This is a genomic window from Fibrobacter sp., from assembly GCF_017551775.1.
In the GTDB taxonomy this organism is placed as follows: Bacteria; Fibrobacterota; Fibrobacteria; order Fibrobacterales; family Fibrobacteraceae; genus Fibrobacter.
This window is the reverse complement of record NZ_JAFZKX010000079.1, coordinates 18,987-34,589: the sequence shown is the minus strand read 5'-3', so window position 1 is coordinate 34,589 and position 15,603 is coordinate 18,987. Positions and strand designations below refer to the sequence as shown.

The window sequence follows — 15,603 nt, the reverse complement described above, 5'->3', positions numbered from 1 at the left end:
CTTTGTAAAAAAATCACAACCATTAGCGGTTATTTAACAAAAAAGCCTTGCGCACCGGAGCCGCCCATTTTTTTGTTATCCTCTACAAGAAAAAAACACCTATATTTATTGCAAAGGAGAAATAAAATGAAAATCGAAAAAAAAGGGGTTTTCGGCAACAAGCCGCTTTCTACGGCCGCTAAGAGAGCCATCGCCGCTACGCTCGGCATAACGGCAGCATTCACATTAAACGCCTGCGACGACAGCACATCGGCAAAAGATGACTCACCCGAACCTCTCGGGGGAATTGTCGTGCCCGATTACATCCCTCCCGATTTAAACAATTCATCTGAAGCAGCTAGCAGTTCAAGCCAGGCAGAAACTGCACCGAGCAGTTCGAGCCTCACGGAAGGGCCAGCAAGTTCCAGCCAGACCATCGATATTCCGCTGAGCCACGAACCCGTAAGCAGTTCCCTTATGGAAGCCATTTCATCTGCGCTAGAGTCAAGCAGCTCCGCCGCAGAACCGACAAGTTCAACAATTGCGCCCGAAAGTTCTGCAATTGCACCGACAAGTTCAGAATCCGTTCCCGCAAGTTCGGCCAGCCAGCCCACCGAGCAAGAACTCAAAGATGCATGCCATGGAGCTCCGGGAGGCACTTCCGTGGACATTGGCGGCCAAATGTATCTCTGCCCCGATACGGGCGGCGGAATGATGTTCAGCATGATATCCACCTTTGAAAGGACGGACGTGGAAGTTTAAAGGAGCGTGGCAATGAAAATCGAAAAAAGGAAAATCACCGGAGAACAGAAGTTTTCCGTCGCAACCAAGAGCGCCATAGCGGCAACTCTCGGCATGGCGGCTTTATTTTCGCTAAACGCCTGTGACGACACCGCTTCGGCAGGCCGCGAAGAACCTCTGGGCGGCGACATGCCCCCCGAAGATGTAATTCCTCCCGCTTCCTCCGACTCGCCGGATACGGGAACCAGTTCCAGCGAAGCGGCCTCCCCTGCGACATCAAGCGAAACTGCCGGCCCCGAAACGTCCAGCGAGACGGTTACGCCGAGCAGTTCCAGCAAGATCGTGGATATCCCGCTAAGCCATGAACCCGTCAGCAGCTCCGTCGCCGAAGCCATATCTTCCCTTATGGAATCGAGCAGTTCGGAGACAGCCCCGACGAGTTCCGCTATTGCGCCGGAATCCTCCAGCAATATCGTTCCGCCGTCAAGTTCATCGCGCAACGGATGGACCGATTGGGGGGATCCCTCCAGTTCATCGGAAAACCTCGAAGAAGTCTGTCCGCCTAACGATGCGCGGTGCTTCCATATACACATGTGCGACAACCCGAACGGTTGCTACGGCGCAAGCATGGTCACCACCTTCGAGCGCGACGACATCGAAGCATGAACCTGATCCTTTGCCTTACGGAACAGTGCAACCTGCGCTGTTCCTATTGCTATTATAAAAAAACGCAGGGCAGCCGCCATGCGGTCATGGACGACGCGACACTTGAGCAGGCAATCCGTACGGGACTCGAGCGCACGCTTGCCTTCGGGCAAAAGCACCTCATCGTTTCGTTTTTCGGCGGAGAACCGCTGTTGCGCAAAGACGCCATCTACAACGCCGTCGGCTTCGCGAAGGCGCTGGTTGCCGATGCGATTGAGCAGGGGCGCGCCAGTCGCGACTTCCGGCTTGACTTCGTAGTCAACACAAACGGCACGCTTTTCGACAAAGAATTCCTAGACTTTTGCGAAAGGGAAAAATTCACCATTTTCCTTTCGCTCGACGGCCCCGCACACCACCAGGATATTGCGCGCCGTACTGTAAACGGCACCGGCAGCTTCAAGGATATCGAAAAGAATATTCCAAGACTCGTGAAACTCGGAGCCACCGCCCTCAGCACCATCACGCGGGCACATGTCGGCACGATTGCCGAAAGCATCAAGTGGCTGCACGCACAAGGTTTCAAAAGCATTGCGACCGCCGTAGACTTCGACGGCAAATGGACCGGAGATGATTTCGAAAGGCTTGCCGAACAATACCGCGAGATGGCGCAGTACTGGCTTGAATGCCGCAAGGCGGGCGAAAAGTTCTTCCTCGGGACAATCCAAGACAAGGTGAAGCTATTGCTTTCGGGCAAGAGGCTCCGGCAATATTCCTGTCACGTGTACGACGGGAACATCGGGGTGGCGACCAACGGGAACATTTTCCCCTGCTCGCGGTTTATAACCAGTAAGGAGAATGCGCCCTACCTGCAGGGGAACGTTTTTACCGGATTTGACGAGATTGCCTGTAACGAGGTGCGCGAATTTTTCACCCGCGACAAGGCAGAATGCGAAGGCTGTGACATCCGTTACCGCTGCAGCATGCACGAATGCGCCTGCACGTCGTTCTATACCACAGGGCGCCTTGAAGGCGTATCCGCAGAAGTCTGCACGCACGAACGCATGCTCACGGAGATTTGCGATTCCGCGATATGTGAATAGCTAAATTGCTTGACTACTGCAGTTCGAGATGACATTGCAAGATGAGCAAGCACGGTCAAAGATGACGACGGGCGATACTAAAACCCGAGAACAGCTTCAGAGATTTCGTTCGCCTCGTCAGAGTAATCGTCGGCAAAGTCCGCGGTAAATTCGCCCCAGGCCTCGCTTTCACCGCACCCTACCCCGACATCCATAGAAGACCACTTGAACACGCCGTAGACGCGTTCGAACCTTTCCATGAGTTCTTCCATGTATTCTTCAGGGAAATCCTCTTCGATATAGATGCTGCCATCCATGGCAAGCAGCTCCGTCTCAGGGAGTTCCTCAAAACGGCACTCGTACTCGTCGGTCATGACGTCGGTAACGCTATACCACTCGCCAGAATCGGCATCGGGCAGTTCCGCATCCGGGAACTTGCATACAAAATCATCCCACAGGGAAGCGAGATCATCGTATTCCCCGATAAAACGCATCAGCATCCGGTAAGCCATACGTACCCCAATCTACTTCGGTTATCACTTCTTGTCTTGCGGGACAAGGCGCTCGACTATACGGAACAAGTCGTTGTAAATATCCAGGAAGTCTTCAATCCAAATCGGGTCGCGTTCGCCAATCACCTGGAACGTCTCTTCGAGCGTGTGACGGGAATTGTACGGGCCCACAAGCGTACCCGCAGGCTGTACAAACGAGCCGTGACGGTAATCGGTCGAGGCGATGCGAGCCCTGTAAGAACGGCGGAGTCGCGCAATCAGGGCGCTGCGAAGCGAAAGAAGTTCCTCGTGCGCCTCCTGGAACTTGGATTCGTCCAGCCATTTTTCCACCTCGTCGATACGGCGCGAGATGGCCTCGCGTTCCGTCGAGGGGACAAGCATCTTCTTCTTCGAAAGAGTCGCGCGCACCTGCTCCACGACATTCCGGAGCATTTCGGCATTCCAAAACACCATGGGCGCGGCGTCAGAAACAGCACCCGACGATGCGGGCGGTTCATGCGTCGCAATCCAGCGGGATAGCTTGTCGAGAACCATGTTCGCCTCGGGCTCGCGGTCAATCGCGATATAGTCCTCCGCACGCTCCAGGAGCGTCTCGGCATAGACCATGCGCCAATGCGGGAGCGTTCCCGACTTGCGTATGGAATCTATCGAACGGTGAACTGATTCTATGCGTTCCTGCATCAGCGGGTACTCCCCAGGCGAAGCGGAGTCACACCAATTTCCACGCGGCGGTTGAGACGGCGGTGTTCCTCGGTGTCATTGGGATACTTGGGCCTGAATTCACCGAAACCAGCCGCAAAGATGCGGTCGGATGGGAAGCCCTGGTTGATGAGGGTCTTCACCACGTTCACGGCGCGTTCGGTAGAAAGATTCCAGTTCGTATAATTCGTTGAAGAGCTGAAAGGAATATCGTCGGTAAAGCCGCTCACCATGACGACGTCACCGGTATCGAGCGCATCCAGCAAGCCCTTGCTGATTCCCTTGATAACGCCGACACCTTCCTTAGTGAGGTTTGCGCCGTTCGTCGGGAAAAGGAACGAAGCCTGGATCTGGATTTTGCCGTCTTCAAGAGCGATAAGGCCCGCTTCGATGGAGGTCTGCAGGCTCTTCGCCAAAAGGGCATTGCGTTCCGTAGCAATCTTGCGCATTTCTTCTTGGCAGTTCAGCACCTCTTCCTCGGTTCGGGTAAGGTCTTCCGCCTTCTGCTCCTTCAAGGTCGCCATTGCAACGAACGCCAATATGAACAGCGATACGAGGGCTATACCGAGGTCGGTATAGGCCATCCACGGATTGCTGCCTTCTTCGCGACGCAAACGCATAGACTAGCCCTCTGCCTTGGGATTGGAGAGCTGGGCGGCACGCTGCGTCTGCTCCAGCACTTCGAGGAGGATTTCCTGGGTCTTGACCGCATTTTCGAGGAGCACTTCGCTCGCACGCTCGTGGAACGCTTCGAGCGACTGGTTGAGGCGCTCGACAAAATTCTCTTCGTCGTCGTGTTCCGAAGTATCGCCGCTGAGTTTCTCGAGAATGGTCTCGAGCGCACTGCGAAGCATTTCGAGGTTCGCACTGAGTTCGCTCTGGTTCACGCGCATGAGTTCGGCCGTCTGCACGATGTTTCCGCCCAGGGCGTCGGTCGCTTCCTTCTCCTTCACCACACGGTTGTCGATGCTTTCGGTAAGCGCCTTCTGCGCTTCGAGCAGTACCGCCGAGGTATCGGAAAGCTTCTGGAAAGCGGCAAGGATATCGGAAGAAAGCGTATTGAGTTTTTCGGCAACGGACTGCGAAAGCTCCGCGGAACCCGCCTGCGCCTTCTCCGCCACCTGGAGCGCCACATTCTTGAGGGTCTCGAGACCTTCCCTCTGGGCATCCACGTTCGAGCTCGTCTCGGCGGCAAGCTTGTCCATAAAGTTTTTCCACTGTTCGTCGGACTGCCTGACCTGATCGGAAACCGCGGCGGCGACATTTTTCGTAGCGCTTTCCATCGCCTTCTCGGTAGCCGAGGCAACACCCGAAAGGCCTTCCTTCACGCCGGAAGAGATTCCCTCCAGGCCGGAATTCAAGCCCGCAGAAATAGCATTCAGGCGTTCGTCGAGCTTGCCCGGAATAGATTCCACGGAACCGGCGAGCGACGCAATTTCCTTCTTCATCGGATTGAATGCATCCGAGATGCTGCCGCCGATGGAATCACCCAGCTTGTCGACAGAGCCGTTCATATTGTCAAGAGTGCCGGAAAGCTTTTCACCCACCTCGGATACAATACCGTTGAGGGAGGCCTGCACAGATTCAGCGACCTTGCGAAGATTTTCTTCGACGGAATCGAAGAGGCGTCCGAGTTCATCCCTGCTCTTCTCGTTTTCGCCGGCAGATTCACCCTGCATGCTCAGAGTGAGGGCGTCGAGACGGACGACAAAGGCGTCACGGCGAGAAAGGAACATGCCGCGGGAAGCATTGAGCACGAGAGCCGCGAAAAGGCCACAGAGGCTAGTACCGAAGATACCCTTCATGTTGCCAAAAAGCACCTGGATGGTATCGAGCGTACCCTGCGTCGTAGAATTGTCGATAGCGACACCGGCCGTCGCGACAGAATACATGAGGCCGAAGAACGTACCCATAAGGCCGAGCAGAATCACCGTTCCGCCCGAGCTGCGGGGAACCGCCACCGTGGAACTGTTGGAAAGGACCTCGAACGCAATCGGGGAATCGAGCCTCACTCCCTTCGAGAGCATCTCGTGCGCCTGCTTCAGGCGCTTTGCCACAATGCCGTCACCGGAGACCGAGAACTTACGGCTGCTTTCGCACGATTCGATAACGCTGTCCTCTTCGGCGATGCGCTTGAGGCTCGCGAGGAGCTTGAACTGTTCAACGATGAACACGGCGAAAATCGCCGCCATGATGATCCAGCCGAAGAGCGGAGCCCCGAAGTAGATGGCGCCCGCAATCAATACGAGCAATCCGACAACGGAGAGAACCAGAATCGAGTTAAATGCGTTCTTCATTTTTATCCTTAATTTTTAGCCTCGGCAGAGGCCGTTGTTTCAAACAAATTCAACTGACCACGGGAGAACCCGCGGAGAAAAACCGACCACTTGCTGTGGTACCATTCAATCACGTGGAGCGTCAAGTCGCGGGCATAATCGCAGAAATCGTCCGTGAAGGCAAGGAACCCGTTCTCGTAAGCATAGTGCGGGTTCCAGAAGCGGCCCACGTTCCTTGCGCAGGAAGCCGCAGAGCGGTAATAGCGGGCAGGCGCCTTGGTATTGAATGCCGCCGCAAAGCGCTTCTTCGCAAGAACGTTCAGGGAACTGCGCAGGGAAACGACCATCGCGTTTTCCTTTTCGCGCAGCGACGATTCCAGGCAGGGCAACAGTTTCGAAACCGCATCGACGGCACTTTCGCCATGCCAGTACTTGCAGAGTTTTTCCTGCAACTGCATTACGCGGCCATGCATGCGCACAAACAGCGGCTCGGCATCGCTAACCAGCAGGTGGATTGTCGCGGAATAGAACGCGTTCACATCCTGCTTGTTGTTCTTCACGGCAAGCATCCAGCCCTTCTCTTCGTCATGGACCAAGAAGTCACCGCCTTCCAACAAAAGCCGCAAGACCTCTTCCGTCGAGAAACGCTGCATCCACTTGGCGCGGAACTCGTCATACAGTTTGTTCGCGTCGGCAATAATCTGCGGGAAACTCGCATCGGCAAGTTTCCAGGCGGTCTCGCTATAAGAAATCTGTTCCGAATTGCTTACCGACGGATCGAGATTGTTGAGCAAAGCGTCGAGATGTTCGTACAAGGCGATAGACCAGGTGACCATCATGGACTGGGAAAGATCCGCCACCATGGACGACCTGTTCGGGCAGGCATTCAGGCGAATGCTTGCACCAGTCATCTTTCTTATGGATCGACGGAATGATTCTTCCACATCAACCTCTTAGAAACCAGTCTCAATACGCTGCCAGATACTCCGGCTCACGCGCTTGCCTGCACCCGCCATTTCGTCGGCTTCCTTGCGGACATCCGATTCCAGGTTTCCCTTGATAGCAGAAATATCGCCGTTGTAATCGCCGCCCGCTTCAAGATAGAGCCCGTAGACGTTCTCGGAAATCTTGGTATCGGCAGAAATGACCTTGCCCGCGCGGATGGAAAGCGCAAAACGGTTGCGCACGAAGTCGCAACGCGCAAGGAAAACCTCGGGGACATCATCGACCCAGAGGCCGTAGTAGTTGTTCACGAAATTCACGTTCTCGAAGATTCCGCGCGAGCGGAACACCGTATTGCGGAACGCATTCTGCACGACAAAGTTCTTTATTTCGAAGGGACGGTTCGTGGACACCAGATGGAGACCGTTCCAGCTGCCGCTTGAATCGGCGCTGCGGAATACGACCGGCTTCGCTTCCGTACCCAAGATATGGATGGAGCCGCGAAGCGTGAGTTTCGCGTATTCCCCCATGAGCACGGTAACGCCGGGTTCAACATAGAGCGTATCGGAAGAGGAAACCACGACCCCCTGTTCAAGGATATACGGACTATCCTTTTCCGTAAGGCGGATGCTGCCGTTTTCTGGATGCGGGAACGGCATCTCGCTTGCAAACGCCGCAGCAGCAAACAGCAGCGTCGTGCAAAGTGCAAATTTCAAACCGCGCGTGAACATTAGAACTCACTCCGTAACTTGATTTTCTGGAGCACATGCATATCGGGAATCACGTTGTTCGCGACAAGATCATTCACATCGACATGGCCCGAAAGATCGAGCGTCACCGACGAAACCACGCCATGGGTCATATCGAACAGGATGGAACCCGTACCGACAACAAAGCCCTTGCTTTCCATCTGCACGTTGGCGGTAGAATCGGCCACCTCGCGGTACTTGACGTTCATCCCAATCTTCGCCATCTGGACACCGTCATGCAGATAGACCTCTTCCAGCGTAAACGACTTGTAGACCGTAGTCGTCTTGTTGGTCTCGGGAATTTCGACCGAGCGTTCCCAGGTTTCACCCACCTTCACCGGATTGCCGGGGAGAATCGGCTGGACCTTCATGAACAGCTTGAGCAGGTTGAGTTCCTCGGAACCCGGCTGCAAGGCGACATCTTCCACAGCAGGTTCGCTCACGGAGCCATCGGGGGCCATCTTGTACTGGAAGTGCTGCGTCAGCAGGTACTTCTCAATATAGAGGTAATCTTCGACCGTACGCTTGTCGCTCTTGTAGTCGACCGAGTCAATCTTCATCTCGAAACGGCCGGAACCGTTGTCGTAGGCCACCAGTTCAGAAAGCGTGGCCTGCACCTTGAGGTGGGTCTCCATCGCCTCGGGGACGGTGACGCCGGAATCGCTCGGGAGCATGGCGTCGATGGACGATTCCAGGAAATATTTTTGAACGGGGGCAGACTGGGTGTTGAATGCCAAGGAAACGTCATTGCTTTCGCAAGAACACAGGAAAATCAGCGCGGCAGAGGCGGCGCAAAACTTGGTAAAACTCATACTGGAAATTTAAGTAAAAAGAAAGGATTTGAGCAGGCAAAAATGGCTTTTTAAGGCAAAAAACTAGGCTTTTGCACCCGAGTCACCTTTTTCGAGACGCATACGCTGGAAGAACGCCTTCAAGATGCCCAGGCACTCGTCGGCGAGCAATCCACCCACTACCTCGACATCGCGCTTGAGGGCGTTATTCGTAATCACGTCGATAGTCGTGCCGCAGCCACCGAAGCGGGTATCCGGCGAACCGTAGACAACACGGGAGACACGGCTGTTGAGGATGGCTCCTGCGCACATGGGGCATGGTTCGAGCGTTACATACAAAGTACAACCGTCCAGGCGCCAGTTTTCAAGTTTGCCGGCAGCCGTCCCGATAGCCAGAATCTCGGCATGGGCGGTGGCGTCCTTGAGCATCTCGATTTGATTGTGGCCCTTCCCGAGCACCACGCCATCCTTCACGATGACGCAGCCAATGGGGATTTCCTTCTCATCGAAGGCCTTTTCCGCCTCGCGGAGCGCCATGCGCATGAATTTTTCGTCTTCGTTCGTGTTATCCATAAATCAAAAATCCTAATGCTCGTCTAGATAGCCATTTTTCTCAAGAGATTCAACTTTTCGATTATACTCAGCTTCCTGTTTCGAGGTATCTTTTCCTTCGCGTTTTTCCTTGCCTATTTTCATTGCCATGTCGAAAAGATCGTCCGCATAAAATTGAGCGTCATCCGATGAAACCAAACTGCCAGTTTCTTCGAAATTTTTCACCTTTTGTTCGTATTCGGCCAGCAATTCCGAAGTATCCTTCCCTTCACGTTTTTCCTTGCCAATTTTCAAAGCCATCTCGAAAAGGTCACCCGCATTATCACTAGCTTCACTTGGCGAAACTTCCCAAGGTGGAACATGTTTTCCAAAAGACCGTCCTAGAAAAACGATTGGAATCATTATAAGCCAAAACATTAGCGTAATTCCAAGCCAGCCAAAGATATTAGGCAAATTGATATAACAATAGGCTTTCTCACCAACAAAAAAATCAAAAAAAATTATAACACCAAAAACAGGGAAAGATCCTAACCAAACAATCCACTTAAGATTGTCCCGTTCAACAAATTTCTTTGATTTAAGCAGATAAGGAACTAGAACATAAATCAAAAAAATCAATAGACAAGACAACATAATTACTTAAGCCCGCGTCCGTAAGCGCAGTAGGAGTCTTCTTGCATAAAGTCGCCGTCGTGGTAGTAGGCGGCACGGGCGCGGCAACCGCCGCAGCGGTCGTTGAACTTGCACTTGCCGCAGGCACCGGCGTAGGCCTTGGTGCGGAGCTTCTTGAACACTTCGGCGTTCGCCCAGATTTCGTCGAACGGAGTGTCGTGCACGTCGCCCGCCTCTTCCATCATGTAGGCGCAGGGGCGCACCTTCCCGATGGGGCTCACGATGCAGTAGTCGAGACCGGCGAGGCAACCGCGGCTGTAACGCGTCTTGATATCCAGCTGGTCCGCGATGCGGAGGAACTGCGGGGCGCAGGTGGGCTTCACGGGGATGCCGAGCGTGCGGCTCTTTTCCATGATCTTGCGGAGCAGGCCCTCGTATTCGGCGACGCGCAATGCGTGACCTTCAATTTCCTTGCCGCGGCCCACGGGAATCAGGAAGAAAATCTGGTGGTTCACCGCGCCGATTTCCTTGACCCAGTCCATGATGTCGAAAATTTCGTTCTGGTTCCAATCCATGATGGTCGTATGAATCTGGAACGGGAGGCCCGCCGCCTTGCAGTTCTCGATGCCCATCATCGTGAGTTCGAAAGCGTTCGGGAGACCGCGGAAATCGTTGTGGCGGTCGTGATCGATACTGTCGATGCTGATGCCCATCGCCATGGCGCCCGCCTTCTTGAGTTCAAAGGCCAAATCGTGCGTGATGAGCGTGCCGTTGGTGCCGAACACCGGACGGAGCCCCTTGCTAGAGGCATGCGCCACCAGTTCCACGATATCGGGGCGGGTCATGGGCTCGCCGCCGCTGAAAATCATGATCTTGAATCCGGCCTTGGCAATCTCGTCAATGAGCTTGAGCGCCTCGGCGGTCGTGAGTTCAGCCGCCTTGTTCTCACCCGCATCCTGGTAGCAGTGCTTGCACGTCAAGTTACACTTATTCGTCGTCATCCAAGAGACAATCATGCCATAGACCTCATTTTTTTCCCAAATATAGAAAAAGCCCAACACTAAGGCCGGGCTACACTAAAGGCTCAATCCAGATTAAAACGGAACAACCCGTCTGCAACCCATATCGGCAATATCCTTGCTGTAAACATAAACCGTATAAGGATGTCCCGGAACCAATTCAGCATCGCAAACACGCAAAGCGCCATTGGGACATCCCCGACCAGGCGTGTAGATGTACTTATAGGAAGTATGCATGTTTTCATCTTCACGACAATCCATAAAGTCTTCTTCAGTCGATTCATAACACAAATGCTCGTCATGACCTTCGGCACGGGTCTCGCAGGAATAGAGACCGCTATCGCCATCACTGCACGCCGAAAGAATCATCGCAACGGCAACAACACCAAATAATTTTTTCATATACAAATCCTTTTTGTTTCAATTAAAATATAAAAAAGACCCCACGTTGCCAGCGGGGCACTTTTTTCGTTTCGTGAGATAAAACGTGTTTTCTTGCGCAAACTTATTTAAAGTAATGTTAATTTACGGTAAATTTATAGTACAAATATATTGTTCTTATTGTATGAATAGTTAAATTTTTATTTTTACATTATATGTCTCTTTTTTAACGGGAAAAAAATGAAAAAAACATATCTACTAATCGCTTTGGCGGCATCAATGAGTTTTGCTGCAAAAATTGGTGTTCTGCTCGATGATATTGAAGCATGTCCTAATCAGCATCCGCTAGCAAGATTCACTCTTGATGCGGAAGACCACAACAACGCTACGAAATATTCCGGAGACGACAAGAAACCCATAGGGATAAAAGGTGAAAAAGAGGTAGATTTCTTCTATTGCGTCTTTGATTACGATGAACTCGTCAAGGTGCCCTATGATTACGTGGTGCTGAGATTGGACGACAAATGCCCAAATGGAGCTATGGCTTTTGCCCGTTATCACGATACGGAGGATAAGAATAACATAAATAGGCCAAAGAATTCTTTCGATGTTTGGCCAAGTGTTATTAATAAGGACGCCAAGTTAGAATACTGTTTTGTGCCTGCGGATAAAAATGCGAAATACCAGTATCCGTTCAAGAAACAATTCGGTGTTTTCGCCAATCCCTCGTCCTCTAGCTCTATTGTGCGAAACCAGGTCAAAATAGACGATGAAGACAGCAATAATGAAAATGGTTGGGACTGGCATGATATCAAGGATCAATCAATCAAGAACCGAATTATGAAAATCGTCGAAGATGGAAAAGACGTGGTTTACCATACGATTAAATGGAAGGGAGCTGAAAATGGATTGCCGCCAATGAGTTCGTTATGGAGGACTACTGTCGGCGTTATAAAGGTGGATAACAAGGCTAGCTGTCAAAAAGAGTTTACCATAACCCTCGATGTGGAGGACCATAACAATAATTCAGGAGTCACACGCGGCGAGGATAATCATCCGGGAATAGACTTTCGCTCTAACAATTTTGTCGATTTTAAATACTGCGTTATTGAGACTCCTAGCAATGGACGACTACCGAGGGCCCGCTACGATTACGTTGTGTTGAGGACAAGCCGATATTGTCCGTTGGGATCAAAGCCGTTTACCCGTTATCATGATACGGAAAATAAGAATAATAAAAATGCTCCTAAAGGATCGTCAGCGGTATGGCCGAGTGTCATAGATGATGACGCAAAATTGGAATATTGCTTGGTGCAGGGGGGAGCTGGTGGCGTGGCGTATCCGTTCTCGGCAAGCTATGGAATCTTTGCCGACAATCCGAAAATAAACAATATTGTTTATACCGAATTCCGTGTAGATGATGAGGATGACAAAAAGTGTTATAAAGAAGAATGGGTTGTCGAATTTCAGATAGAGTCCAACCCGAAATATGATGATAATGGAACTCCTGTTACAGATAATGATGGATTTCTAGTATTTGAAGACAAAACAGTAAATATGAGTCATTACGATTGTATAGAAGAGCATAATAAAAATGCTTGGAAAGTTCCCGCTTTAGGTCGCTCTCGTTATTTTAACATCATGTATGAAAAGAAGGAAGATACCTACTTCAGCTATATCCACTGGAATGGCAAGGCCCTCTCCAAGAGTGCTGAAGCCATTGTTGCCGCTCCGGCAGTTGGCGAAATCGCTCCTGTTGCAGCCGGATCGATCCTTACTCCGGAAATCAAGGGATTTGATCACTCCGCTGTTACCGTTGAACTCAAGTCTGCCGGGAAGGTTGTCATTTCTATCATGAACATCCGCGGTGATGTGGTCGCGACCGTTTCCCAGGACAACATGCAGCCGGGAATCCATATGGTGAATTGGAATTCTGGCGCTGTGCCCAACGGCCGGTATGTCGTGGCCGTAAAGCAAAACGGCAAATTCAGTGCAAAGAACGTGATTTTGAAGTAATTCGAAAAGCGTAAAAAAAAGAACCACCACCTAGCTGGTGGTTTTTCGGTTCATACAAAAAGAAAAAGACCCGGCAGAGCCGGGTCAAATTTTTCGCTTTCAAGGTATTGATTAGAAACCGAAAGCCGTAGCCTGGTCGACGAGGTCGTCGCAAGACTCTTCTGCAAAGGTATCATCATAGAAATATGCGGTAAAGGATACGCCATCCTTTTCAGCATCACATTTCTTGACCGATTTGCCTGAGCATTCCGAGCCAGCCTTGCCTGCATCGGCGAACAAAGCGTTCACTCCGTCGCAAACAGTGTTGATCTTGGCTTGGTCTTCCGCTTCGACGCATGTGCGCACGGCAATAATACCCGCATCGATGTTGATGTCGCAGGAGTATTTCTTTACGGCCGGAGCCGTACTAGAAGAATCCTCACCGCAGGCTGTAAAAAGCGCCGCGGCGACAAATACGGATGCGAGAACGATTTTTTTCATACCAACTACCATTCAGATTCGATTACTTCTTGGCTTCGAGCTTCTTCTGAGTAAACTTCAAAGCCTTCATGTAGTACGGATCATCCTCATCAAAACCGTACTCATCTTCACCATCCAAAAAATCTTGGAGAACTTCGTCACAAGAAAGCCTGGTTTCATAGTAGAAGTTCACTGTGAAGTAAGTGCCATTATCGTAGCCGGAGCAAACCTGCTTTGCACCACCAGCACAGCCATAGTCTTCATAACCATCGCTCAGAGGATAGCCCTTCTGGGCATCTTCACATGCTTCGTGGATATAGCTCTTGTTCTCGGAGGTAACGCACATAGCGGTCGAGCCCAAAGCCTTGATTTCGCAAGACGGATCAAGAACTTCAATTTCGCAGCCCGCGAGAAGTGCCACAGCACCAACCATAGAGGCAAGCAGAATCTTTTTCATTGTTTTCTCCTTTATGAAGTATAAGAGTGATTAATTTGTGTTTCGTATAGAACGAAATATAATAAAATAATTCGAAAAATACAAACGGGACTATACTAAATTATAGTATTTCACAAATGTTTTTTTATTTCTTACATTACAATTATCTTTGTCAACTTTACGATTCTGTAGATAAAAGCAGATAAAAAATCTATCTTTGGCACCAAAAACACTGAGGCCAACATGAATGCAAGAAGAGTCGTCATCACCGGCATGGGCGCCGTAAGCCCCGTAGGCAAGTCCGTCCCCGAACTGTGGGCAGCCATCCAGCAGGGCAAATGCGGCATCGGCCCCATCACGCAGTTCGACGCGAGCAACTGCCCGGTAAAGATTGCGGCCGAAGTCAAGGACTTCAAGCCCGAAGAGCACGGAATCGACCCGAAGGAAGCCCGCCGCATGGCCCGTTTCACGCAATTCCTGGTGGCCGCAGCAAACGAAGCCGTCAAGGATGCGAACCTCACCCGCGAACAGCTCGCCGAAGACACCACCGGCATCGTCGCCGGAAACGGCCTTGCAGGCATGGATATCCTCGACGAGACCTACAATAAATATATAGAAGGCGGCAAGCGCAGGGTTTCCCCGCTCGCCATGCCGGAACTCATCCCGAACGAGGCCTGCGCGAACGTCTCCATCGCCCTCGGGATTACGGGACTCGCCCACACCATCTGCACCGCCTGTGCCTCCGGCACCGACGCCATCGGGGTCGCCCTGGACGCCATCCGCTCGGGCAGAATCGACGTGTGCCTCGCCGGCGGTTCCGAAAGCGGGATTACCGAATACTCCATCAAGAGCTTTGCGGGCATGCACGCCCTCACCGACAAGTTCAACGACGCCCCCGAGAAGGCGTCGCGCCCGTTCGACAAAGACCGTAGCGGCTTTGTCATGGGCGAAGGCGGTGCCGTACTCGTCCTCGAGGAACTCGAGCACGCGAAGGCCCGCGGCGCCAAGATCTATGCGGAACTGGCCGGTTACGGCGCATCCGCCGACGCCTACCACATCACGAGCCCGCGCCCGGGTGGAGAGACCTGCGCAAAGGCCATGGTCCGCGCCATGAAGGATGCCGGCATCGCCCCCACCGACGTGGACTATTACAATGCGCATGGCACCTCCACGCACCTGAACGACCTTACCGAGACCCAGATGCTCAAGATTGCGCTCGGCGAACACGCCTACAAGATCAAGGTATCGAGCACCAAGAGCATGACCGGCCACTGCGTCGGCGCCGCGGGCGTCATTGAGGCCATCATCAGCACTCTCGCCGTAAAGAACTCGTTCTACCCCGCCACCATCAACCTCGACAACCCAGACGAGGAATGCGACCTCGACTACGTGCCGAACAAGGGTATCGAAGGCAATATCGACGTGGCCGTCTCTGCCTCCCTCGGTTTTGGCGGGCACAACGGCGTGGTCGTCATAAAGAAATACGGGGTTTAGCGTAATTCTTTTGCCCTTTTCGGGGCAATTATTGTATTTTTCGGGTAGAGTGCGGGCGTTGTACCGCACCGAACCAAGGAGTTCCATATGTCCGACTGGCTGTTCAAATCGTGGATAAGGATTTCCGTCCTCACGGTAATCCTCTTTTTCTTCTATCATCTTTTCATCTCACAGAAACTCGAGGAAGAGTGCTACATCTCTAACCGCGACAACAAGTAGGC

The 15,603-nt window shown here is 52.1% G+C and carries 19 protein-coding genes; 6 read left to right on the top strand and 13 right to left on the bottom strand.

The genetic code is table 11. The features are described 5' to 3' along the window. The first annotated feature begins 126 nt into the window (after positions 1–126). From IK012_RS09545 to IK012_RS09535, 3 genes are read left to right on the top strand one after another with little or no spacing between them, the layout of a single operon-like run. Positions 127–741: a hypothetical protein gene (locus tag IK012_RS09545; RefSeq protein WP_290953656.1), complete on the top strand. Its 615-nt coding sequence runs from the start codon at positions 127–129 to the stop codon at positions 739–741. Between the two features lie 12 nt (positions 742–753). Then, positions 754–1,386 carry a hypothetical protein gene (locus IK012_RS09540; RefSeq protein ID WP_290953654.1) on the top strand — a complete coding sequence of 211 codons (633 nt, stop codon included), beginning with the start codon at positions 754–756 and terminating at the stop codon, positions 1,384–1,386. Beyond that, positions 1,383–2,465, top strand: coding sequence for a radical SAM protein (locus tag IK012_RS09535; protein ID WP_290953651.1), 1,083 nt, complete (start codon positions 1,383–1,385; stop codon positions 2,463–2,465). Before IK012_RS09540 ends, IK012_RS09535 begins: the two co-directional genes overlap by 4 nt. Positions 2,466–2,542: 77 nt before the next feature. Here IK012_RS09535 and IK012_RS09530 read toward each other — a convergent pair whose 3' ends face one another. The 11 genes from IK012_RS09530 to IK012_RS09480 form a co-directional block, all read right to left on the bottom strand. Then, positions 2,543–2,956, bottom strand: coding sequence for a hypothetical protein (locus tag IK012_RS09530; RefSeq protein WP_173378344.1), 414 nt, complete (start codon positions 2,954–2,956; stop codon positions 2,543–2,545). Positions 2,957–2,980: 24 nt separating this feature from the next. Continuing rightward, positions 2,981–3,637, bottom strand: coding sequence for a hypothetical protein (locus tag IK012_RS09525; RefSeq protein WP_290953646.1), 657 nt, complete (start codon positions 3,635–3,637; stop codon positions 2,981–2,983). Further along, the gene (locus IK012_RS09520; protein ID WP_173378346.1) at positions 3,637–4,275 is read right to left on the bottom strand and encodes an OmpA family protein; all 639 of its coding nucleotides are present in this window, start codon (positions 4,273–4,275) and stop codon (positions 3,637–3,639) included. Before IK012_RS09520 ends, IK012_RS09525 begins: the two co-directional genes overlap by 1 nt. A gap of 3 nt (positions 4,276–4,278) precedes the next feature. Further along, a complete protein-coding gene (locus IK012_RS09515; RefSeq protein ID WP_290953644.1) occupies positions 4,279–5,952 on the bottom strand; it encodes a fimbrial protein in 1,674 nt (557 codons plus the stop codon). 8 nt (positions 5,953–5,960) lie between these two features. Next, a complete protein-coding gene (locus tag IK012_RS09510) occupies positions 5,961–6,875 on the bottom strand; it encodes a hypothetical protein (protein WP_173384653.1) in 915 nt (304 codons plus the stop codon). Positions 6,876–6,884: 9 nt separating this feature from the next. After that, complete coding sequence (locus IK012_RS09505) at positions 6,885–7,589, bottom strand: hypothetical protein (RefSeq protein ID WP_290953640.1); 705 nt, start codon at positions 7,587–7,589, stop codon at positions 6,885–6,887. A 14-nt stretch (positions 7,590–7,603) separates the two neighbouring features. Then, the gene (locus IK012_RS09500) at positions 7,604–8,434 is read right to left on the bottom strand and encodes a hypothetical protein (protein ID WP_290953639.1); all 831 of its coding nucleotides are present in this window, start codon (positions 8,432–8,434) and stop codon (positions 7,604–7,606) included. 63 nt (positions 8,435–8,497) lie between these two features. Then, entirely contained in the window at positions 8,498–8,986 is a 489-nt protein-coding gene (gene tadA, locus IK012_RS09495; RefSeq protein WP_290953638.1) for a tRNA adenosine(34) deaminase TadA, read from the bottom strand. 12 nt (positions 8,987–8,998) lie between these two features. Next, complete coding sequence (locus IK012_RS09490; protein WP_290953637.1) at positions 8,999–9,574, bottom strand: hypothetical protein; 576 nt, start codon at positions 9,572–9,574, stop codon at positions 8,999–9,001. A gap of 26 nt (positions 9,575–9,600) precedes the next feature. After that, the gene (gene nirJ2, locus IK012_RS09485) at positions 9,601–10,593 is read right to left on the bottom strand and encodes a putative heme d1 biosynthesis radical SAM protein NirJ2 (RefSeq protein WP_290953636.1); all 993 of its coding nucleotides are present in this window, start codon (positions 10,591–10,593) and stop codon (positions 9,601–9,603) included. A 78-nt stretch (positions 10,594–10,671) separates the two neighbouring features. After that, on the bottom strand, positions 10,672–10,998 hold the full coding sequence (locus IK012_RS09480) for a hypothetical protein (RefSeq protein ID WP_290953633.1): 327 nt from the start codon (positions 10,996–10,998) through the stop codon (positions 10,672–10,674). Positions 10,999–11,217: 219 nt separating this feature from the next. Between IK012_RS09480 and IK012_RS09475 the strand changes: the two genes are divergently transcribed. Further along, a complete protein-coding gene (locus tag IK012_RS09475) occupies positions 11,218–12,993 on the top strand; it encodes a FlgD immunoglobulin-like domain containing protein (protein ID WP_290953631.1) in 1,776 nt (591 codons plus the stop codon). A gap of 111 nt (positions 12,994–13,104) precedes the next feature. On the opposite strand, the gene IK012_RS09470 is transcribed toward IK012_RS09475, so the two are convergent. Further along, complete coding sequence (locus IK012_RS09470; protein WP_290953628.1) at positions 13,105–13,473, bottom strand: hypothetical protein; 369 nt, start codon at positions 13,471–13,473, stop codon at positions 13,105–13,107. A gap of 22 nt (positions 13,474–13,495) precedes the next feature. Further along, entirely contained in the window at positions 13,496–13,909 is a 414-nt protein-coding gene (locus tag IK012_RS09465) for a hypothetical protein (RefSeq protein WP_290953625.1), read from the bottom strand. A 222-nt stretch (positions 13,910–14,131) separates the two neighbouring features. Here IK012_RS09465 and fabF point away from each other — a divergent pair, with 222 nt between their 5' ends. Beyond that, positions 14,132–15,382, top strand: coding sequence for a beta-ketoacyl-ACP synthase II (gene fabF, locus IK012_RS09460; protein ID WP_173378357.1), 1,251 nt, complete (start codon positions 14,132–14,134; stop codon positions 15,380–15,382). An 87-nt stretch (positions 15,383–15,469) separates the two neighbouring features. Next, entirely contained in the window at positions 15,470–15,601 is a 132-nt protein-coding gene (locus IK012_RS09455) for a hypothetical protein (protein ID WP_290953622.1), read from the top strand. Positions 15,602–15,603 lie beyond the last annotated feature (2 nt).

Coding starts and splice junctions, on each gene's coding strand:
- IK012_RS09540 (WP_290953654.1), top strand. CDS start 754: ATGAAAATCGAAAAAAGGAAAATCACCGGAGAACAGAAGTTTTCCGTC.
- IK012_RS09465 (WP_290953625.1), bottom strand. CDS start 13,909: ATGAAAAAGATTCTGCTTGCCTCTATGGTTGGTGCTGTGGCACTTCTC.
- fabF (WP_173378357.1), top strand. CDS start 14,132: ATGAATGCAAGAAGAGTCGTCATCACCGGCATGGGCGCCGTAAGCCCC.
- IK012_RS09535 (WP_290953651.1), top strand. CDS start 1,383: ATGAACCTGATCCTTTGCCTTACGGAACAGTGCAACCTGCGCTGTTCC.
- IK012_RS09515 (WP_290953644.1), bottom strand. CDS start 5,952: ATGAAGAACGCATTTAACTCGATTCTGGTTCTCTCCGTTGTCGGATTG.
- nirJ2 (WP_290953636.1), bottom strand. CDS start 10,593: ATGATTGTCTCTTGGATGACGACGAATAAGTGTAACTTGACGTGCAAG.
- IK012_RS09500 (WP_290953639.1), bottom strand. CDS start 8,434: ATGAGTTTTACCAAGTTTTGCGCCGCCTCTGCCGCGCTGATTTTCCTG.
- IK012_RS09480 (WP_290953633.1), bottom strand. CDS start 10,998: ATGAAAAAATTATTTGGTGTTGTTGCCGTTGCGATGATTCTTTCGGCG.
- tadA (WP_290953638.1), bottom strand. CDS start 8,986: ATGGATAACACGAACGAAGACGAAAAATTCATGCGCATGGCGCTCCGC.
- IK012_RS09520 (WP_173378346.1), bottom strand. CDS start 4,275: ATGCGTTTGCGTCGCGAAGAAGGCAGCAATCCGTGGATGGCCTATACC.
- IK012_RS09525 (WP_290953646.1), bottom strand. CDS start 3,637: ATGCAGGAACGCATAGAATCAGTTCACCGTTCGATAGATTCCATACGC.
- IK012_RS09545 (WP_290953656.1), top strand. CDS start 127: ATGAAAATCGAAAAAAAAGGGGTTTTCGGCAACAAGCCGCTTTCTACG.
- IK012_RS09475 (WP_290953631.1), top strand. CDS start 11,218: ATGAAAAAAACATATCTACTAATCGCTTTGGCGGCATCAATGAGTTTT.
- IK012_RS09530 (WP_173378344.1), bottom strand. CDS start 2,956: ATGGCTTACCGGATGCTGATGCGTTTTATCGGGGAATACGATGATCTC.
- IK012_RS09455 (WP_290953622.1), top strand. CDS start 15,470: ATGTCCGACTGGCTGTTCAAATCGTGGATAAGGATTTCCGTCCTCACG.
- IK012_RS09470 (WP_290953628.1), bottom strand. CDS start 13,473: ATGAAAAAAATCGTTCTCGCATCCGTATTTGTCGCCGCGGCGCTTTTT.